Genomic DNA, 18,672 nt, shown 5'->3' on the forward strand with positions numbered 1-18,672 from the left:
GCCCGAGCTTCTCCATGGCCATGTACTCCTGGGTGCCGGCGAAGGACTCGACGAGCGTCGAATAGAAGGGGTTGTCCTTGATGCGCTGGGCGCGTTCCGGGGTGGTGTTGTTGGCGACGAGCTCGTCGAACGTGCCCTTCATGTCGAGCATCATCGCGTAGAGACGGCCACCCGCGCTGGTCCCGGAATCGGGAGCTCCGTCGTCAGAAGCGGTGGAGACTTCCTGCGGCTCGTTCGTGAGGCCGTCGACGCCGAGTGCCTGCGCGAGCCGTCGCGCCGGGTCGATGGTGAGCACAACGACCTGGCGGCCGAGCTCGGCGGCGAGGAGACCGAGGGCCGCGGACGTGGTGGTCTTGCCGACGCCGCCGGAGCCGGTGCACACGACGACGCGGGTCTCCGCGGAGGAGAGGAGGGCTTCGACATCGAGTTGGCTCATCGCGCGAACCGTCCCTTCGGGGAGAGGGCGACGCCCTGCTCGGTGAGCGCAGAGGCGAGCTCGAACAGCGAGCACGTGTCGATGCCGCCGCCGAGGTGGGGGAGGACGAGGGTGTCGGCAGGGGAGTCCGCGAGGGTCGTGGCCGCCGCGAGCTGGCCCTCTGCGACGCGCCCGTATTCCATGGACTCGACGATGAGACCCTCGACGAGGGCGGGGTCGGGTTCCGTGGGGGTTTCGCCGGTGTCCTTCCCGGTCCCGTTCTCGGTGATCCCGGTCTCGAGGAGGCCCGCTGCGAGCTGCTTCGGATCGGGGCCCTCGGCGGCGAAGCGGCCGAGCGAGTCGCCGGGGACGAGACGCGGGGCGGCGCGGTTGACGATGACATGTCCGACGGGAATGCCGACGGACTCGATATCGGAGATCGCGTCGAGCGTCTCCTGGACGGGGAGTGACTCGAGCAGCGTGACGAGGTGGACGACGGCGCGATCGGAGTGCAGGAGCTCGGAGACGCCGCGCGCCTGGGAGTGGATGGGCCCGCCGCGCGCGATCCCGGCCATCGCGGAGGTGACGTCGAGGAAGCGGTGGATGCGGCCCGTGGGCGGGGAGTCGACGACGATGGCGTCGTAGGCGACCTCGCGCTTGCCCTTGTCGCGGGTCGCGACCTCTTTGATCTTGCCGGTGAGGATGACGTCCTTGATGCCCGGTGCGATGGACGTAGCGAACTCGAGCGCGCCGGTCGCGCGCATCGCCCGGCCGAGCGTGCCGAGCTTGTAGAAGATCGCCATGTACTCGAGCATTGCCGCCTCGGCGTCGATGGCGAGGCCGTGGATCTCGCCGCCGCCTTCGAGCGAGGCGAGGTGCGTCTCCTTATAAGGAAGGGGCTCGCGGTCGAAGAGACGGGCGATGCCCTGGCGCTCCTCGACTTCGGCGAGGAGGACCCGGTGCCCTTCCTCGGCGAGCGCGATGGCGAGCGAGGCGGCCACGGTGGACTTGCCCGTGCCGCCCTTCCCCGAGACGAAGTGGATGTGGGCATTCGCTGCCGAGGGCGACCATTTTCCGCGGAGGTCGTCGGCCAGCGTGGGCGCCGGTGCCGCAGCTGAGGACATACCCACAACCCTAATGATTTCCGGGGCAAGCGGGAGCCTTCGGAAGCGAATGCGCTCCGAATCGGTGGGGGTTCGGTGCAGTTCCGGTTCGGGTTGTGGGCGCCGGGGTGGGACGGGCAGGGCCTGGCGACACCTCCGGTGGTGGACTTCGCGTGCGCGTCTCCTTATAGAGTGGGGCCATGACCTCACCTCAGGGACACACCCAGTTCGAGTACTCGACCGTTCCGCTTCTCACGCACGCCACCAAGCAGATCCTCGACCAGTGGGGCGAGGACGGCTGGGAGCTGGTCACGGTTCTCCCAGGGCCCACCGGTGAGCAGCACGTCGCGTACATGAAGCGCGCGAAGACCCAGTAGAAGACCTGGTAATAGGCCCGGCAGAAGAACCGAGCCGACCCCGCAAGAGCACGAGCGAGCACCTGGAGGCGGACGAGCATGAGCGAAGGCTATTGGTCACGGAAGATCGAGGCGCTCGGGATCGAGCTACCCGGCGTGGCCGCCCCGGTGGGCAGCTACGCGCCGGCCGTGCGGAGCGGGAACATGGTCTACACCTCGGGCCAGCTCCCGCTGCTCGGTGGTGAGCTGCTTGGTACCGGCAAGGTCGGCAACGACGTGACCATCGACGAGGCCTCCCGGATGGCACGGCAGTGCGCGCTCAACGCGCTGGCCGCGGTCGATTCGCTCGTGGGCATCGACAAGGTCGTGCGCGTCGCGAAGGTCTCGGGCTTCGTCGCCTCGGCGCCCGGCTTCAACTCCCAGCCGGTCGTGCTCAATGGCGCATCGGACGTGCTCTCGGAGATTTTCGGGGACGCGGGCGTGCACGCCCGCTCGGCCGTCGGCGTCGCCGAACTCCCGCTCGCCGCGCCCGTCGAGGTCGAGCTGATCGTCGAGGTCGAGGGCTAGCCGTGAGCGATATTGCGTCGTCGTCATCTTCGGCCGCCGACGTCACGTTCCCCGCGTACGAGACGCCGCGGGCGGTCGCCGGCAGCACGCTGGCCTCGGTGGTGCTGTGCGAGAACCCCTCGGCCATGACCATGGAGGGCACCAACTCGGTGATCCTGCGGGCACCGGGCTCGCGGACGTCCGTCGTCATCGATCCGGGTCCGTCCGACGCCGCGCATGCGGAGGCGCTCGCGCGCGCGGCCGGGGAGGTCGAGCTCGTTCTGGTCACGCATCGGCACGGCGACCACACCGACGGGATCGACGGGTTCGCCGCGCTGGCGCCGGCGCCCGTGCGGGCCGCGCTCCCCGAGCACTGCCGCGGCGGGGAAACGCTGGATGACGGCGAAGTAATTCGGGCAGCCGGCCTGCACATTGGCGTGCTGGCGACGCCGGGGCACACCGCCGATTCCGTGTCGTTCGTGGTGGCCGCGGACTCCCCGGGAGTCGGGTCCGGAGTCGGGGAGGGCGAGGGCGCCGACTGCATCGTGCTCGGCGACACGATCCTCGGCCGGGACTCCACGGTGCTCGACGCGACCGACGGTTCGCTGGCCTCTTACCTCGATTCGCTCGAGGGGATCCGCGGAGTCGCCGGCGACCGCGCGCTTCCCGGAGTTCCCGGGCACGGCCCGGACATCGCCGACACCGCGGCCGCTGCGACGGGGCTCGCAGAACACCGTCAGGCTCGACTGCAGCAGGTCCGCGACGCCGTCGCCGAGCTCGGACCGGATGCGAGCGCGGAGGAGCTCACGCGGCATATCTATACAGAGGTCACCGATTCCACACTGCTCGCTGCGGCCGAACAGAGTACTCGCGTGGCGCTCGGCTACATCGCCGAGCGGGGTTAGGCGGCGGCCGGCTGGGAATTGCCGCGGCCGCCGAGGAAGATCTACCGCGCGCGGCGGGCGAGCCGCTCCGGATCCGAGATGATCACGGACTTGCCCTCGAGGCGGAGCCAGCCGCGGTGCGCGAACTCGGCGAGCGCCTTGTTGACCGTCTCACGGGAGGCACCGACGAGCTGCGCGATCTCCTCCTGCGTGAGGTCGTGCGTGACCCGCACCGAGGTGCCCTCCTTCTGGCCGAAGCGCTGCGCGAGCTGTAGCAGCGCCTTGGCGACGCGGCCGGGCACGTCCGTGAAGATGAGGTCCGCGAGGTTGTTGTTGGTCCTGCGGAGGCGGCGAGCGAGAACGCGCAGCAGCTGATCGGCGATCTCGGGGCGCTCGGAGATCCAGCGGCGGAGCGCCGTGCGGTTCATCGACTCGACCTTGACATCGGTGACGCAGATGGCCGAGGACGTGCGCGGGCCCGGATCGAAAATCGAGAGCTCGCCGAACATATCCGCAGGTCCGAGGACGGAAAGCAGGTTCTCGCGGCCATCGGGGGCCTTGCGGGAGAGCTTGATCTTGCCCTCGGTGATGATGTAGAGCGTCTCGCCCGGCTCGCCCTCGCGGATGATCGTCTCGCCACGAGAGAACTGGGCGGGAGACAGGTCGTCGCGCAGCGCTTTGACGGCCGCAGGGTCGACGCCTTGGAAAATGCCGGCTCTGCTCAGTGCGTCATCCACGGACAATGCCTTCTTTCGTCTGGGGAACCCGCGCGGTTCCTTTCCGCGGGGCACGTGGCCCTACAAGGCGCTTGTGGCGGCCGCGCGCAGGGCAGAAGCACATCCGGACGCGCTTGTCCCATGCGCCCGAATGTGGCAAATGCCACTGTATCGCGTGCGGTGGGGTCTGGCGACCCTTGGGGACAATTGTTCGCGGCGCGCGAAAAGGCAGGCGGCAGTGCAATAGTATTAACGGAAGCCCTTATTTTGGACGGGCGTTCAGTTGCTCTCGGGCTTGTCCTGCGTCGACGCGTCGGACCCGCCCGCGGAGCCGGGCTTGGATCCGGAGTCAGGGCCTCGCTCGGAGCCGCCGGCCTCGGGAGCGCCGCCCGGAGCCGATCCGGCGGCGCCGGCGGAATCGCCACCCGTGCCCACGCCCGTGCCCGTATCGGCCCCGGAGACCTTCTCATCCGGTCCCGGCACGACTGTCGCCTTATTCGGTTTCGCGCCCTCGCCGCGGGTGCCCACGACGATCGCCTCGAAGCGCTCCATGACGAGCGCGAACAGGGCGATCGCGAGGGGCGCGAGGATCACGACGAGTGCGTTCATGCCCATCAAGGTAGTCGGGCCCACCCCGCAGTGTGAAACACCCCGCGCCGGTGGCCGTGTGGTTCGTCGCGCCCCGGCGGATGTCCCCGCGTCATGGATGCGGGTTCGGGCGACGGTCGCACGTAGAATCGAAGAATGTCCGCCGCAGCACCAGCCTCCCCGCAGCGGCGCCGCTCCACCGCTGCGATGCGCGGCACGGAGACCACAATCGGTCTCAAGCGCCGCTCGCGCCGCATGGCCCGGCGCCTCGCCGAAGCGTTCCCCGAAGTCTGGTGCGAGCTCGATTTCTCCAATCCGCTCGAGCTCTCCGTCGCCACGATCCTCTCGGCGCAGTGCACGGATGCGCGCGTCAATATGGTCACCCCGGCCCTGTTCGCGCGCTACCGCACGGCCGCCGACTACGCCGGTGCGGACCGGGAGGAGCTCGAATCGCTCATCCACTCCACCGGCTTCTACCGCAACAAGGCGCGCAGCATCCAGGGTCTCGGCGCAGTGCTTGTCGAGAAGTATGACGGCGAGGTTCCCTCCCGCATGGAGGACCTCATCACGCTGCCGGGCTTCGGCAGGAAGACCGCGAACGTGGTCCTCGGAAATGCCTTCGATACACCGGGGCTCACGGTCGACACCCATTTCCAGCGCCTCGTGCACCGCTGGGCGTGGACGGAGGAAACCGACCCCGTGAAGATCGAGCGGGTCGTCGCCGAGCTCCTGCCGCGGAAGATCTGGACGGACACGAGCCACCGGATCATCTGGATGGGCCGCCGCGTCTGCCACGCGCGCAAGCCCGCGTGCGGAGCGTGCCTGCTCGCCGCGGACTGCCCGTCGGCCGGTACTGCCGGTCCGCTGGATCCAGTGGCGGCGGCGAAGCTCGTGTCGGGCGACGACAGGGGGCACCTCCTCGCCCTCGCCGGGCTCGACGCCGACGGCGCGCCGCTGCCCGGGGACGAGGCACTCGCCGGCACCGCGGCTCAGGGCGAAGGGGCCGGCCGATGAGCTCGGCGGCGCGCTGGTCGATCGTCATGATCGTCGTCGCGGTGGGCCTCGCCGCCGCCCTGTGGGGCACGATCGGCGGCAGCGGCGACGACACCGGCACCGCACGCGATGCCGCGGCGGGGCAGGGGGATTCGGGGACGTCCGGCGTCACTCCGGGGCCTTACCGGGCAGCGAGTGCGCAGGAGCGCACCGATGCCGGGATCGCTGCGTGCCCCGGAGATGGGGCAGGCGGCGCCGGCGGGTCCGGCGCGACAACCGCCGCCGACACCACCGACGCCTCCGGGGACCCGAGCCTCGCCGACATCCCCCTCGTGTGCATGGCCGACGGCAACGCCGGCAACTTCGCCGAGCTCGCGGGCGGGAAGCCGACGCTGGTCAATCTGTGGGCGTACTGGTGCGAGCCGTGCCGCCGCGAGTTGCCCGAGCTAGTCAGGGCGCAGGAGCGGCTCGGGGATTCGGCGCGTGTCGTGCTCGTCCACTCCGATCCCGCCGAGGGCAAGGGATTGTCGATGCTGCGCGAGCTCGGGGTCACCGACCTGCCCTCGCTCGAGGACAGCGAAGGCGCGGTGGCGCAGGCCGCGGGCACGCCGCCGGTGCTCCCCGTTTCCGTGCTCGTCCGACCCGACGGGACGGTGGCGAGGGTGCTGCCGCAGGTCATGCGCTCCCCGGACGACGTCCTGTCTGCGATGGGCGAGTACCTCGGCGTAGACGCTGCGGGCGACGCGAAGCCCGCCACGCAAGGAGCCGCCCGATGAGCTACTTCCCGCCCGAGGAGTACTTCGACCACTCCCGCATCGACTTCGCCGATTCGGCCCCCGCCTGGCTGGAGCCGCTCGCGCTCGCCTCGCGTCGCGGGGCCGTCGTCGACGCGCTTCCCGCCCGCCGCCCGCCGAGCGAGGGCGAGGACCATCCGCTCGGCCGGCCGCACCGGATCTCGGCGGTCCTCGTGCTGTTCTCCGGCGACCCGGCCGCCCCGGGGCCCAGGCCGCCGAACGACGCGAAGGTGCTGCTCACGCACCGCGCCGCGACGCTGGGCAGCCATGCAGGACAGATCTCGTTCCCCGGCGGCGGCGCGGAAGAGGTCGACGTGACCATCGCCGACACCGCCCTGCGCGAGGCGCGCGAGGAGACTGGGCTCGACCCGGAATCCGTCGATGTCCTGGCCGTCACGGGCCCGCTCTACATCCCCGTCTCGAACTACTCCGTCTATCCCGTGCTCGGCTATTGGCGCGAGCCGGGGGTCGTGGGCGTCGCCGACGAGGCCGAGACCTCCCAGGTGCTCGACGTCCCGCTCTCGGAGCTCCTCGACCCCGCACAGCGCTTTACCGTGCGCCAATCCGCAGGCTGGCAGGGTCCGGCGTTTAGTATCGGGGAACTGGTGCTGTGGGGTTTCACGGCCGGTGTGTTCGCCGCGGCGAGCGAGGTCGCCGGTTGGGACCTCCCCTGGGATGACGGCGACGTACGGGATCTCGAGGCCGTCCTCGAGGCATCGGCGAACGGCGAGGAGAACAGCTGGCCGTCGCTCGAGATCCGGGCGGAGCTCGAACACAAGGCGGCGGCGCGGCGGAGATAGCGCGCCGGGCGGCGCCGCGAAGGACGGCGACTCGCCGGACGACCACACGGCAGACGACTACAACACGGACGCAGAAATGACCGACGACGACACCGGCGCGAGGGCCGAAGGTCCCGCGCTCGACGACAAGGAGTTCCCCTGACCGGCTCGATGTGGCTCGATGTGGCTCTGGTCGTGCTCGCGGTGCTCGCGGCGCTCGCAGGGTGGATGAGCGGCGCCCTGGCATCGGCGTTCGCTCTCCTCGGTGTGGCGGTCGGCGCGACCTCGGGCCTTCTCGTGGCCCCGCACGTCGTCGACCATCTCGATAGCCCGCTGGCGCGGCTCGTCGCGGGGCTCGCGGTGGTCGGCGTCATGGTGGTCATCGGCCAGATCGCGGGGCAGACCATCGGGCGCGCGCTACGCAGCTCGATCTCCGGCTCCAGTTCCGCGCGGGCGCTCGATTCGCTCATCGGCGCCGTGCTCCAGGCCGCCGCGATCCTCCTCGTCGCGTGGCTCGTGGCGATCCCCGTCTCCGCGCGCGAGGAGACGTCCGCCGCGCAGATGATCCGCGGCTCGGCGATCCTGTCGAAGATCGACGCCGTGGCCCCGCAGCAGCTCAAGAACATCCCGAGCACGTTCGCCGAGGTGCTCGTCGACACCGGGTTCCCCGGGATCCTCGGCCCCTTCTCCGAGACGCCTCTGCGCGAGGTGCCGCCAGCGGATCCGGCGCTGCAGGACAACCCCATCGTCCAATCGGTGCGGCCTTCCGTCGTCAAGATCATGGGTCGGGCCGAGCAGTGCCGCAGGGCCCTCGAGGGTTCGGGTGTCGTGTACGAGCCGGGCCGGGTCATCACCAACGCGCACGTCGTCGCCGGCACGGACACCGTGCGCGTCGAGGTCGCCGACGGCGTCGCCGTGGACGCGACGGTGGTCGCCTACGACCCGAACGTCGACATCGCCGTGCTCGATGTGCCGGGGCTGCCCTCGCCGTCGATCCCGCTCGCCACGGAACGCGACGTGCAGAGCGGGGACGACGCGATCGTCCTCGGTTACCCGGGCAACGGCCCGTACCACGCGGGCGCGGCGCGGATCCGCGAGGAAGTGACCCTCCGCGGGCCGAATATCTACCGCGACGCGCAGGTCGAGCGCTCGGTGTACACGATGCGCGCAGACGTCCAGGAGGGGAACTCCGGCGGGCCTCTCATCGCGCCGGACGGCAGCGTCATCGGGATCATCTTCGGTGCAGCGCTGGACCAGTCGGAGACCGGCTACGCACTGACCCTCGACGAGATCATGCCCACCGTGAGCGCCGCCGAAGGGCAGGCGGCACCCGCGCCTACGGGCAACTGCGTGGGCGCCGCGCAGTAGGGGCGCGGTAGCGCGCAGGCGTGCAGGCGCCAGGCGCCCTCCTACCGCGGCAGGTCCGCGGCGAAGCGGACGATCTGCTCCGCGAGCACGGCGGGCGCCTCCATCGGGGCGTAGTGGCCGACGCCGTCGATGAAGCTCGTCCGCAGCGCCGGCGCGTAGGCGCGGGAGCGCGAGATGGTATCGGGTAGCACGTACGGATCTGCAGCGCCGCCGACGGCGAGCACCTCGTGCTCGAGCTGCCCCTCGATCGAGTGGCGGTAGTCGCGGCCGTCGGGGCGGAACTGGCTACGGAACAGCCAGCGGCGCGACTCCAGCGTGAGGTGCGCGACCTTCGGGATGCGCATCGCCTCGCGGAGCACGCGGCGGCTCTCGGCGAAATCCGCGGAACCGACCCATGCGGGCCCGCCGCGCTCCCGGAGGGTGCGGGCGATGTACTCGGCGTCGTCGGCGAGGAGCCGCCTCTCGGCAGCGCGGGGGAGCTGGTCGTAGGCGAGATCGGGGAGCACCGCGGCGCGCTGCGCGCCGCCGCGGAGGCTGCGCGCCCGCATGGTCAGTGGGTGCGGGGAGGATACGGCGACGAGCGCGCGGACAGCGCGCGGGCGCCGGTACGCGGCGGTCCAGCCAAGGTATCCGCCCTCGCCGTGCCCCACGATGAGCGCCTCGGTGTGCCCGAGCGCGCGGATGAGGTTGGTGACGTCCGTGGCCAGCGTCCACGCGTCGTAGCCGCGCGGCGGCTTATCGGAATCGCCGTGCCCGCGCAGGTCGAGTGCGACGGCGTGGAAGCCGGCCGCGGCGAGCGGCTCGAGGAGCCCGCGCATGGTCCACCAGAGGCCGCCGAAGCCGTGGACGAGCAGAGCGAGCGGGGAAGTGTCGGAATCGCCGCCGGCCACGCTCGGTGTGCCGGCTGGGCGCGGCGCGCCCGCCGGCGGCAGCATCTCCGCGATGTGGACGCGGATCCCGTTCGTCGTCACATCCCGATGCGTCCAGGGACCGGAAAACCGCACCACCGCCGGATCTGGCGGTGGTGCGGTAGGGGACGTGCGCCGTGCGATGGCGGTGCTGCCTGCAGCCGAATCCGGTTCCGGCTGCTAGCGGCGGTCGAGCGGGTTCGAGCCGCCGAGCTCGCCGTTCTTCTGCGGCACCGCGAGCTTGAGGTCGGAAACCGAATCCATCGTGCGCTGCGGCTTGCGGATGGCCTTGACCTTGATCACGCCGATGAGCGCGCAGATGATCGCGAGCACGAGGAGCACGAGGAAGATGATGAGGAACCCGAACCAGTCCCACGTCTTCGTGCCCATCCACATCGAGATGAGCTTCGCGAACATGAAGGTGAGCGGCGGAAGCGAGAGGAGGAGCAGCACGAGCGCCGCGGCGAACATGCCGCCGCCGATCCCGGCCTTCTTGACCTGCTCCGTGACCTCGGTCTTCGCGAGCTCGATCTCCGAGCGCACGAGCGTCGACACCTGGGTCGTCGCGTTCTTCACGAGGTCGCCGATGCTGGCATCTCCGCGCTTCAGCGAATCGGCATCGCGCAGCGGGATCGAGCCGCCGGGGGTATTCGCGTTGTCGTGGGTGTTGCTCACGGACTCTCCTTAGGCTTCCTCATGGACGAAGGCATGCGGCCGACGTTCCGTGGACCGCAGCCGCTTTCGCATCTTTTTCGCGCCGGGTACTCCCAGACAATAGTAAGGGCGGCCCGTGCCACTGTCCCCAATCCTGCCACGGCGGTGCGGCGAGGGTTGAGCCTCACCGCGGAAGTAACGGTTCGGCGCGCCGCCACCCCGGCCGATAACAGCCCGGAATGACGGCGCTCGTCCTACTTCTTGAGGTGTGCCATGATCGACGGATCCGAGAGCGTGGAGGTGTCGCCGACCTCGCGGCCCTCGGCGACGTCCCGGAGCAGGCGCCGCATGATCTTTCCCGAGCGGGTCTTGGGCAGCTCGGGCACGACCGTGATGTCGCGGGGCTTGGCGATCGGGGAGATCTCGCGGCTCACCTCGGCCTTGAGCTCGGCGATGAGCTCGTCGCCCGTGTTCTCCTGACCCTCGCGGAGGATCACGTACGCGACGATCGCCTGCCCGGTGTGCTCGTCGTTCGCCCCGACCACGGCGGCTTCGGCGACGCCGTGGTGCCCGACGAGCGCGGACTCGACCTCGGAGGTCGAGATACGGTGGCCCGAGACGTTCATGACGTCGTCGACGCGGCCGAGGACCCACAGCGCGCCGTCGGCATCCCACTTGGCGCCGTCGCCGGCGAAGTAGTAGCCCTGCTCCGCGAAGTGCGACCAATAGGTGTCGCGGAAACGCTCCATGTCGCCCCAGATACCGCGGAGCATCGACGGCCACGGCTCGGTGGCGACGAGGAGGCCCTGCTCCTCGCGCTGCACTTCGGCACCGTCGTTGTCGACGATGTCCATGGAGATGCCGGGGAGGGGGACCATCGCCGAACCCGGCTTGCAGGAGGTGACGCCGGGCAGCGGCGACACCATGATGGCGCCGGTCTCGGTCTGCCACCAGGTGTCGACGATCGGGGCCTTCCCTCCGCCGATGTTCTCGCGGTACCAGCGCCACGCCTCGGGGTTGATGGGCTCGCCCACGGAGCCGAGCACGCGAATCGAGGAGAGGTCGTGCGCGGCGGGGATATCGCTGCCCCACTTCATGAACGTGCGGACGAGCGTGGGCGCCGAGTAGTAGATCGAGACCTTATTGTCCTCGATGATCTCGAAGTGCCGGTGCTCGTCGGGGCTGTTCGGCGTGCCCTCATACACCACGCAGGTCGCGCCGTTGGAGAGCGGGCCATAGACGCCGTAGGTGTGGCCGGTGACCCAGCCGATGTCCGCCGTGCACCAGTAGACGTCGCTCTCGGCCTTGAGGTCGAAGACGTTGTAGTGCGTGTACGACGCCTGCGTGAGGTAGCCGCCGGAGGTGTGCACGATGCCCTTGGGCTTACCTGTGGTGCCCGAGGTGTAGAGCAGGAACAGCGGGTGCTCGGAGTCGAAGGACTGGGGCTCGTGGGCATCGGACTGCCCGGGGACGACCTCGTCCCACCACACGTCGCGCTCGGAGTCCCAGTCGACGTCGATGCCGGTGCGACGGACCACGAGTACCTTCTCGACCGACGCCGCAGGTCCCTCGACCCCGGAGACGGAATCGCCGAGCGCCTCGTCCACGGCTGCCTTGAGAGGGGCGGGCTTGCCCCGGCGGAACTGGCCGTCCGATGTGATGACCAGCTTGGCCTCGGCATCGTCGACTCGCGAGCGGAGTGCGGCGGAGGAGAAGCCGGCGAACACGACTGAATGCGTCGCGCCGATGCGGGCGCACGCGAGCATCGCGATGTACGCCTCGGGGATCATCGGCATGTAGATCGCCACGCGGTCGCCGGCGCCGAGGCCGATGGACTCGAAATAGCTCGCGGTGCGCGAGACCTCGGCGAGGAGCTCGGCGTACGTGATATCGCGGGCGTCCTCCTTCGGCTCGCCGATCCAGTGGATGGCGACGCGATCTCCGAGACCCGCCGCGACGTGCCGGTCCACACAGTTGACCGCGACGTTGAGGCTGCCGCCGACGAACCACTTGGCCACGGGGGCGCCGGACCAGTCGAGGACCTCGGCCCACGGCGTCTCCCACTGGAGGCGCTTCGCCTGCTCGTCCCAGAAGGCGAGGCGATCGGCCGTGGCCTCCTCGTAGAGTCCGGCCTGTGCATTCGCCTGCGCGGCGAAATCCGGATCCGGAGCGATGGTCAGGTCCGTGGCCGGATCGTGGGTCATGTCGACACTCCTCGCGTTGCGGTTTTTGGCTGTGGCCATCTGGCCTGCCGGTTGTCCCCCCGCTGTAGCGCGGGTCACACCCGATATACATGAGGATAGCCACATCTTCCGTACCTGACGGAAAAATGCACGTCCGGGGCGCAAAAGTGGGCGAGGTGCGCGTGGGATCCGACGCGAGAGACCGCGCGGGGGCGACGCGCCGGAGGCATACGGGTCCAAGGCCACGGGGGTGGGACTTTGTTTCGGGCATGTTTATTTAGCCAGAAAATATTTTGCAGCTACACATCTGAGTTTAGGATTCTTAACCACACTGTAAGGCGCAGTTCATCTCGAAATCCGGGGTGTGCGCGTCATCCGGCGGCGGTCGGCGGGGCCACATCTGAGCTCCGTGGCCGCCCGATCCTCCGAGGCGCAGCCCCGGCGGAGAAATCCTGGAGGTAGCTCGTGCGTAGGTTGAACAAGGTGCTCGCCGTGGCCACGGCCACGGTGCTCGCGGGAGGCGCGCTCACAGCGTGTTCCGGCGGCGACGGCGGATCCGACAGCAACATGATCACGGCATTCGAAACCGAACCGCAGAACCCGCTCGTGACGACGAACACCAACGAGGTCGGCGGCGGCCGCGTCCTCAACCAGCTCTACGAGGGCCTTGTCGAATACGACGCCAAGGGCAAGCCGAACAACGCCGTCGCCGAGTCGATCACCCCGAACGACGACGCCACCGAGTTCGACATCAAGATCAAGGAAGGCAAGAAGTTCTCCGACGGCTCGCCCGTCGAGGCGAAGAACTTCGTCGACGCCTGGAACTTCGGCGCGGCTTCGAAGAACGGCCAGCTCCAGCAGTCCTTCTTCGAGCCGATCGAAGGCTTCGATAAGGTCTCCGAGGAGGGGGCGACCGAGGACAAGATGTCCGGACTCGAGGTCGTGAGCCCCACGGAGTTCAAGGTCACGCTATCCCGTCCCACCGGTGACTTCGCCACCCGCCTCGGCTACTCCGCCTTCGCTCCGCTCCCCGAGAGCGCCTACGACGACATCGAGGCCTTCGGTGACGCGCCCGTGGGCAACGGCCCGTACAAGATCGAGCCGGGCGACTGGGTGCACAACGAGTCGATCAAGCTCACGCCCAACGAGAACTACGACGGCGACCGCAAGCCGCAGAACGACGGCATCGAGTTCAAGATCTACTCGAGCATGGACACCGCGTACCTCGATGCGCAGTCGGGCCAGCTCGACCTACTCGATTACCGCGTCCCGCAGCAGAACTTCACCACCTACGAGAGCGATTTCCCGGACTCGCACGTCAACCAGCCGGCGGCGATCTTCCAGTCCTTCACCATCCCCGGCCGACTCGAGCACTGGGGCGGCGAGGAGGGCAAGCTCCGCCGCGAGGCCGTCTCCCACGCCATCGACCGCAAGCAGATCACCGACACGATCTTCAGCGGCGCGGCGACCCCGGCCGTCGACTTCACCACGCCCGCCATCGAGGGTGGCGGCGAAAAGCTCGCCGGCGGCGACGTCCTCGAGCACGACCCGGCGAAGGCCAAGCAGCTCTGGGCCGAGGCCGACAAGATCAGCCCGTTCTCCGGGAGCCTCGATATCGCCTACAACGCCGACGGCGACCACCAGGCATGGGCCGAGGCCGTGACCAACCAGATCTCCGAGACCCTCGGCATCGAGTCGAAGGGCCTCTCCTTCCCCACCTTCCAGCAGATCCGCAACGACATCACCGCACGCACGATCAAGACGGCGTTCCGCTCCGGCTGGCAGGGCGACTACCCTTCGACCCTCAATTTCCTCACCGACCTCTACCGCACCGACGCCGCTTCCAACGACGGCGACTACTCCTCGCCCGAGTTCGATAAGGCCATCGACGAGGCAGCCTCGGAGCCCGACGAGACCAAGCGCAACGAGAAGGCCAACGCGGCCCAGGAGATCCTGCTCAAGGACCTCCCCGCGATCCCGCTCTGGTACTCCAACGTGACGACCGCCTGGAACCCCGATGTCCAGAACGTCGTCTACGACTGGAAGTCCGAGCCGGTCTACACCCAGGTCACCAAGAAGTAAGTCGGGTCGTCTGGTTCCACGTACAGACACCCTTGACTACCCTTCCGCACCACCCCAGGGGCGCACGGGCGGCACTGCCGCCCCGTGTGCCCCTCGGGCGTGGTTGCGTCAAGAACCACTACCTTTCTCGAGGTCCACAATGATCTGGTATCTCCTGCGGCGTGTGCTGCAGATGATCCCCGTCTTCTTCGGTGCCACCTTCCTCATCTACGCGATGGTGTTCCTCATCCCCGGCGATCCAGTCGCCGCGCTGGCCGGCGACAAGCCGCTCAGCGATGCGGTCGCGAATACGATCCGCGAGCAGTACCACTTGGACAAGCCGTTCCTCGTCCAGTACCTGCTCTACCTCCAGGGGATCTTCACCGGAGATTTCGGCCAAACCTTCTCCCACCGGGACGTGCTCGAGGTCATCTCCGAGGCGCTGCCCGTCACCTTCAAGCTCGCCATCATGGCGCTCATCGTCGAGACGGTCTTCGGCATCGGCTTCGGTGTCATCGCCGGAATGCGCAAGGGCGGATTCTTCGACGCGACCGTCCTCGTCGTCAGCCTCGTCATCATCGCGGTGCCGATCTTCGTCATCGGCTTCGTGTCCCAGTTCCTCCTCGGCGTCAAATGGGGCGTCGCGCCGATCAGTGTCGGCTCGGACGCCTCGATCCAGAACCTCATGCTCCCGGCATTCGTGCTCGGATTGGTCTCCTTTGCCTACGTCCTCCGGCTCACCCGGACCTCGGTGGCCGAGAACCTCCGCGCCGACCACGTCCGCACCGCGTACGCCAAGGGCCTGGGGAAGCGACGGGTCATCACGGTCCACGTGCTGCGCAACTCGCTTATCCCCGTCGTCACGTTCATCGGCGCCGACCTTGCTTCGCTCATGGGCGGCGCGATCGTCACCGAGGGCATCTTCAACATCAACGGCATCGGCGGGCTCGTGTTCAAGTCCGTCCAGATCAGCGAGGCGCCGACCGTGGTCAGCGTCGTGACGATTCTCGTCATCATCTACATGGTCACCACGCTGCTTATCGACCTGCTCTATGCCGCGCTCGACCCGAGGATCCGATATGCCTGATCAGATCAAAACCCACGGCGCGGCGGCCGGCGACAACGAGCTCCCCGCGCACCTCTACGACCGCGAGGCCCGTTTCGTCGCGAACGACGAGTCGCTCTCTGGCTCGGCCGCAGACGCCTCCAAGGTCCCGCAGAAGCAGCCCCGAGGGCTCTGGGGCGAGGCGTGGGCGGACCTGCGCCGCCGACCCCTGTTCTGGATCGCCTCCGTGCTCATCCTCCTCGTCGTGCTCGTCGCGCTGTTCCCGCAGCTCTTCACGTCCGTGGACCCCACCCACGCCGATCTCGCGAAGTCCAATGGCGCGGCGGAGGATGGGCACCCCCTCGGGTTCACCAAGCAGGGCTATGACGTCTACGCGCGAGTCATCTACGGCGCACGCGCCTCCGTGCTCACCGGTCTCGGGGTCACCATCGCGGTCACGCTCGTCGGCGTCATCGTCGGTGCCCTGGCCGGCTTCTACGGTGGATGGCTCGACTCGATCCTGTCCAGGATCACCGACATCTTCTTCGCCATCCCGCTGATCCTCGCCGGCATCGTGCTCATGCAGCTTTTCACGGACCGCAATACGCTCACCGTGATCATCGTGCTCTCTATCTTCGCGTGGCCGCAGATGGCGCGCATCACGCGTGGCGCGGTGATCGAGGCGAAGCAGAATGACTATGTCATGGCCTCGCGCGCGCTCGGCCAGTCGCGCCTCGCGATCCTCGCGCGGCACGTGCTGCCCAATTCGCTCGCGCCGATCATCGTCATGGCCACCACGGGCCTGGGCATCTACATCGTCGCCGAGGCGACGCTGAGCTACCTCGGTATCGGCCTGCCCGCGGGCACTGTCTCGTGGGGCAACGACATCTCCACCGCGCAGCAGTCGCTGCGCACGGACCCGATGATCTTGTTCTGGCCGGCCTCCGCGCTGGCCGTCACGGTTCTCGGTTTCATCATGCTCGGCGATGCGCTGAGCGACGCCCTCGATCCGAAGGAGCGGAAGCGATGAGCGACGCAGCGAAGAACGCCGCAGGAAAGAAGACAGCGCCGAAGAGCGACGCTGCAGCGAAGAACGACACCACGCCGGAAGGGAAGGGCGCGAAGGCCGGTGCGCATGATCCCAATGCCCCGCTGCTCGAGATCCGCGGGGTCGACATCGCGTTCGGCTCCAAGCGCAAGCCCATCCCCACGGTCTTCGGCGCCTCGCTCTCGGTGTTCCGTGGCGAGACCGTCGCGATCGTCGGCGAGTCGGGCTCGGGCAAGTCGACGACCGCGTCGGCGATCATCGGGCTTCTCCAGGGCGGTGGCCACGTCACGGCCGGCGAGATCCTCTTCGAGGGCGAGCCGATCGTCACGACCGACAAGGACGGGCGCGTGCGCTCGGCGACGACGAAGCAGCTCCAAGCGCTCCGCGGCGCCCGGATCGGCTACGTCCCCCAGGATCCGATGACCAACCTCAACCCGGTGTGGTCCGTCGGCTACCAGATCGGCGAGGCCGTCCGCGCCAACGGCGTGGCTCGGGGCAAGGCCGAGGTGCGCAAGCGCAGTATCGAGCTGCTCGAGGAGGCAGGCCTGTCTGACGCCGAGCGCCGAGTCAACCAGTACCCGCACGAGTTCTCCGGTGGCATGAAGCAGCGTGCGCTCATCGCCGCGGGTCTCGCGGCGCGGCCGTCTCTGCTCATCGCAGACGAGCCGACCTCGGCGCTCGACGTCACCGTCCAGAGGCAGATCCTCGACCATCTCGGGGAGCTCACCGAATCGCTCGGCACGGCCGTCCTCCTCATCACGCACGACCTGGGGCTGGCCGCCGAGAGGGCGCAGCGCATCGTCGTCATGAGCAAGGGGCGCGTGGTCGAGGCCGGGCCGAGCCGGGAGATCCTGCAGCGGCCGCAGCACCCGTACACGCGGAGGCTCGTCGAGGCGGCGCCGTCGCTGGCATCACGCCGGATTGAGCTCACCGGCGGCACGTCGGAGCTGCGCGAGGAGATCGTCGCCGAGGCCGTCGACGAGGCGAAGGAGAAGGCCGAGGAGAAGGGGGCGCTTGCTTCCGAGGCCGGCGCGGTCGGGGCGGCCGGTGCGGCGGACTCGGCCGGTGCTCCGAGCAAGGACGTGATCGTCGTCGACGGACTCTCCAAGGTCTTCGACGTGCGCGGCTCGGTGCCGTGGAAGAAGGAGGCGGTGCCCGCGGTTCAGGACGTCTCGTTCACGATGCGCCGCGGAACCACCACGGCGATCGTCGGCGAGTCGGGCTCCGGCAAGTCGACCGTTGCGCAGATGGTGCTCGGGCTCCTCGAGCCGACGAGCGGCAGCGTGACCTTCGAGGGCGCCGACGTGAGCAAGCTCCGCGGCAAGGAGGAGCTCGCGCTGCGCCGCAGGGTGCAGCCGGTGTTCCAGAACCCCTACGGCTCCGTGGACCCGATGTACTCGGTACACAACACCATCGCCGAGCCGCTCAAGATCCACGGCGTGGGCACGAAGGCCGAGCGCAACGCGAAGGTCGCCGAGCTGCTCGACAAGGTCGCGCTGCCGCAGGAGATCGGGCGCCGCTTCCCCGGGGAGCTCTCGGGCGGGCAGCGCCAGCGCGTCGCCATCGCGCGTGCGCTGGCCCTCGACCCCGAGGTGCTCGTACTCGACGAGGCCGTCTCCGCGCTCGATGTGCTCGTGCAGTCGCAGATCCTCGAGTTGCTTGCCGGGCTCCAGGCGGAGCTCGGGCTCACCTACCTCTTTATCACCCACGACCTCGCCGTCGTCCGGCAGATCGCGGACTACGTGCTCGTGATGGCCAAGGGGAAGGTGGTCGAGGAGAACGCCACGGACGCCCTGTTCGACGACCCGCGCGAGGAATACACGCGCGCGCTGCTCGACGCCGTCCCCGGGAAGGACATCGACCTGGGTGTCGCGTAGCCGGCGCCTCGTGCGGCGAGGCGGGCGAGAAAAAGCGCCGCCGGGATCGTTTCCCGGCGGCGCTTTTTCGTGCGCGTTCGCGCGTGGATTCTAGTGGCTTTCGCCCTTGTTCTTGTCGCCGGTGAGCTTCGCCGCGGCCTCTTCGAGGCGCTTCTTGACGGCGTCCGACGTGGAGTCCGAGTCGTCCTTGCCCGGGACCTCGGGGCGGGTGTCGAGCGGCTTCGAGGGCTTCGCGGAGTCGGCCTGTGCGGGAGCGGCGGTCACGGGGGCCGACTGCCGGGTCGCCGCGGGCTGCTGGGACGCGGTCTGCGCGGGAGCCGACTGGCGGGGAGCTGCGGACTTCTGCTCGGCGGC

19 protein-coding genes are annotated in these 18,672 nt (G+C 69.0%); 11 read left to right on the forward strand and 8 right to left on the reverse strand.

The window, feature by feature from the left end:
* The coding region (locus V7E05_RS03695) for an ArsA family ATPase (protein ID WP_333618326.1) at positions 1–436 on the reverse strand (436 nt) is incomplete at its 3' end.
* A complete protein-coding gene (locus tag V7E05_RS03700) occupies positions 433–1,539 on the reverse strand; it encodes an ArsA family ATPase (protein ID WP_333618327.1) in 1,107 nt (368 codons plus the stop codon). The genes V7E05_RS03700 and V7E05_RS03695, both read right to left, overlap by 4 nt.
* A gap of 179 nt (positions 1,540–1,718) precedes the next feature.
* On the opposite strand from V7E05_RS03700, the gene V7E05_RS03705 reads away from it, so the two are divergent.
* The 3 genes from V7E05_RS03705 (at position 1,719) to V7E05_RS03715 (ending at position 3,325) form a co-directional block, all read left to right on the forward strand.
* Positions 1,719–1,895, forward strand: a complete 177-nt coding sequence (locus tag V7E05_RS03705) for a hypothetical protein (RefSeq protein WP_333618328.1) — start codon at positions 1,719–1,721, stop codon at positions 1,893–1,895.
* A gap of 78 nt (positions 1,896–1,973) precedes the next feature.
* Positions 1,974–2,441 (forward strand): RidA family protein, encoded by a 468-nt coding sequence (locus V7E05_RS03710; protein ID WP_333618329.1) that lies wholly within the window; start codon positions 1,974–1,976, stop codon positions 2,439–2,441.
* Positions 2,442–2,443: 2 nt separating this feature from the next.
* Positions 2,444–3,325 carry an MBL fold metallo-hydrolase gene (locus V7E05_RS03715; RefSeq protein ID WP_333618330.1) on the forward strand — a complete coding sequence of 294 codons (882 nt, stop codon included), beginning with the start codon at positions 2,444–2,446 and terminating at the stop codon, positions 3,323–3,325.
* Positions 3,326–3,366: 41 nt separating this feature from the next.
* On the opposite strand, the gene V7E05_RS03720 is transcribed toward V7E05_RS03715, so the two are convergent.
* Positions 3,367–4,041, reverse strand: a complete 675-nt coding sequence (locus V7E05_RS03720; RefSeq protein ID WP_333618331.1) for a Crp/Fnr family transcriptional regulator — start codon at positions 4,039–4,041, stop codon at positions 3,367–3,369.
* A 258-nt stretch (positions 4,042–4,299) separates the two neighbouring features.
* Positions 4,300–4,629, reverse strand: a complete 330-nt coding sequence (locus V7E05_RS03725) for a hypothetical protein (RefSeq protein ID WP_333618332.1) — start codon at positions 4,627–4,629, stop codon at positions 4,300–4,302.
* 186 nt (positions 4,630–4,815) lie between these two features.
* On the opposite strand from V7E05_RS03725, the gene nth reads away from it, so the two are divergent.
* The 4 genes from nth to V7E05_RS03745 all read left to right on the forward strand — a co-directional run bounded on the left by nth (position 4,816) and on the right by V7E05_RS03745 (position 8,542).
* On the forward strand, positions 4,816–5,622 hold the full coding sequence (gene nth / locus V7E05_RS03730) for an endonuclease III (protein ID WP_333618366.1): 807 nt from the start codon (positions 4,816–4,818) through the stop codon (positions 5,620–5,622).
* Positions 5,619–6,377, forward strand: coding sequence for a TlpA family protein disulfide reductase (locus tag V7E05_RS03735; protein WP_333618333.1), 759 nt, complete (start codon positions 5,619–5,621; stop codon positions 6,375–6,377). The genes nth and V7E05_RS03735 overlap by 4 nt, the downstream gene beginning before the upstream one ends.
* Positions 6,374–7,195: an NUDIX hydrolase gene (locus tag V7E05_RS03740; RefSeq protein ID WP_333618334.1), complete on the forward strand. Its 822-nt coding sequence runs from the start codon at positions 6,374–6,376 to the stop codon at positions 7,193–7,195. Before V7E05_RS03735 ends, V7E05_RS03740 begins: the two co-directional genes overlap by 4 nt.
* A 150-nt stretch (positions 7,196–7,345) precedes the next feature.
* Complete coding sequence (locus V7E05_RS03745) at positions 7,346–8,542, forward strand: MarP family serine protease (RefSeq protein ID WP_333618335.1); 1,197 nt, start codon at positions 7,346–7,348, stop codon at positions 8,540–8,542.
* A gap of 41 nt (positions 8,543–8,583) precedes the next feature.
* Here V7E05_RS03745 and V7E05_RS03750 read toward each other — a convergent pair whose 3' ends face one another.
* From V7E05_RS03750 to acs, 3 genes are all read right to left on the reverse strand, one after another.
* Positions 8,584–9,513: an alpha/beta fold hydrolase gene (locus V7E05_RS03750; protein ID WP_333618336.1), complete on the reverse strand. Its 930-nt coding sequence runs from the start codon at positions 9,511–9,513 to the stop codon at positions 8,584–8,586.
* Positions 9,514–9,630: 117 nt separating this feature from the next.
* Positions 9,631–10,125 (reverse strand): phage holin family protein, encoded by a 495-nt coding sequence (locus V7E05_RS03755; protein ID WP_333618337.1) that lies wholly within the window; start codon positions 10,123–10,125, stop codon positions 9,631–9,633.
* 233 nt (positions 10,126–10,358) lie between these two features.
* On the reverse strand, positions 10,359–12,308 hold the full coding sequence (acs, locus tag V7E05_RS03760; protein WP_333618338.1) for an acetate--CoA ligase: 1,950 nt from the start codon (positions 12,306–12,308) through the stop codon (positions 10,359–10,361).
* A gap of 444 nt (positions 12,309–12,752) precedes the next feature.
* Between acs and V7E05_RS03765 the strand changes: the two genes are divergently transcribed.
* The 4 genes from V7E05_RS03765 to V7E05_RS03780 all read left to right on the forward strand — a co-directional run bounded on the left by V7E05_RS03765 (position 12,753) and on the right by V7E05_RS03780 (position 18,318).
* Positions 12,753–14,369: a peptide ABC transporter substrate-binding protein gene (locus tag V7E05_RS03765; protein WP_333618339.1), complete on the forward strand. Its 1,617-nt coding sequence runs from the start codon at positions 12,753–12,755 to the stop codon at positions 14,367–14,369.
* Positions 14,370–14,508: 139 nt separating this feature from the next.
* Complete coding sequence (locus V7E05_RS03770) at positions 14,509–15,435, forward strand: ABC transporter permease (protein ID WP_333618340.1); 927 nt, start codon at positions 14,509–14,511, stop codon at positions 15,433–15,435.
* Positions 15,428–16,423, forward strand: a complete 996-nt coding sequence (locus V7E05_RS03775; protein WP_333618341.1) for an ABC transporter permease — start codon at positions 15,428–15,430, stop codon at positions 16,421–16,423. Before V7E05_RS03770 ends, V7E05_RS03775 begins: the two co-directional genes overlap by 8 nt.
* On the forward strand, positions 16,420–18,318 hold the full coding sequence (locus tag V7E05_RS03780; protein WP_333618342.1) for an ABC transporter ATP-binding protein: 1,899 nt from the start codon (positions 16,420–16,422) through the stop codon (positions 18,316–18,318). The genes V7E05_RS03775 and V7E05_RS03780 overlap by 4 nt, the downstream gene beginning before the upstream one ends.
* Before the next feature lie 90 nt (positions 18,319–18,408).
* On the opposite strand, the gene V7E05_RS03785 is transcribed toward V7E05_RS03780, so the two are convergent.
* The coding region (locus V7E05_RS03785; protein WP_442891586.1) for a hypothetical protein at positions 18,409–18,672 on the reverse strand (264 nt) is incomplete at its 5' end.

Source organism: Dietzia sp. (assembly GCF_036741115.1).
Classification (GTDB): Bacteria; Actinomycetota; Actinomycetes; order Mycobacteriales; family Mycobacteriaceae; genus Dietzia.

Coding starts and splice junctions, on each gene's coding strand:
- V7E05_RS03700 (WP_333618327.1), bottom strand. CDS start 1,539: ATGTCCTCAGCTGCGGCACCGGCGCCCACGCTGGCCGACGACCTCCGC.
- nth (WP_333618366.1), top strand. CDS start 4,816: ATGCGCGGCACGGAGACCACAATCGGTCTCAAGCGCCGCTCGCGCCGC.
- V7E05_RS03710 (WP_333618329.1), top strand. CDS start 1,974: ATGAGCGAAGGCTATTGGTCACGGAAGATCGAGGCGCTCGGGATCGAG.
- V7E05_RS03745 (WP_333618335.1), top strand. CDS start 7,346: ATGTGGCTCGATGTGGCTCTGGTCGTGCTCGCGGTGCTCGCGGCGCTC.
- acs (WP_333618338.1), bottom strand. CDS start 12,308: ATGACCCACGATCCGGCCACGGACCTGACCATCGCTCCGGATCCGGAT.
- V7E05_RS03705 (WP_333618328.1), top strand. CDS start 1,719: ATGACCTCACCTCAGGGACACACCCAGTTCGAGTACTCGACCGTTCCG.
- V7E05_RS03735 (WP_333618333.1), top strand. CDS start 5,619: ATGAGCTCGGCGGCGCGCTGGTCGATCGTCATGATCGTCGTCGCGGTG.
- V7E05_RS03740 (WP_333618334.1), top strand. CDS start 6,374: ATGAGCTACTTCCCGCCCGAGGAGTACTTCGACCACTCCCGCATCGAC.
- V7E05_RS03725 (WP_333618332.1), bottom strand. CDS start 4,629: ATGAACGCACTCGTCGTGATCCTCGCGCCCCTCGCGATCGCCCTGTTC.
- V7E05_RS03775 (WP_333618341.1), top strand. CDS start 15,428: ATGCCTGATCAGATCAAAACCCACGGCGCGGCGGCCGGCGACAACGAG.
- V7E05_RS03780 (WP_333618342.1), top strand. CDS start 16,420: ATGAGCGACGCAGCGAAGAACGCCGCAGGAAAGAAGACAGCGCCGAAG.
- V7E05_RS03770 (WP_333618340.1), top strand. CDS start 14,509: ATGATCTGGTATCTCCTGCGGCGTGTGCTGCAGATGATCCCCGTCTTC.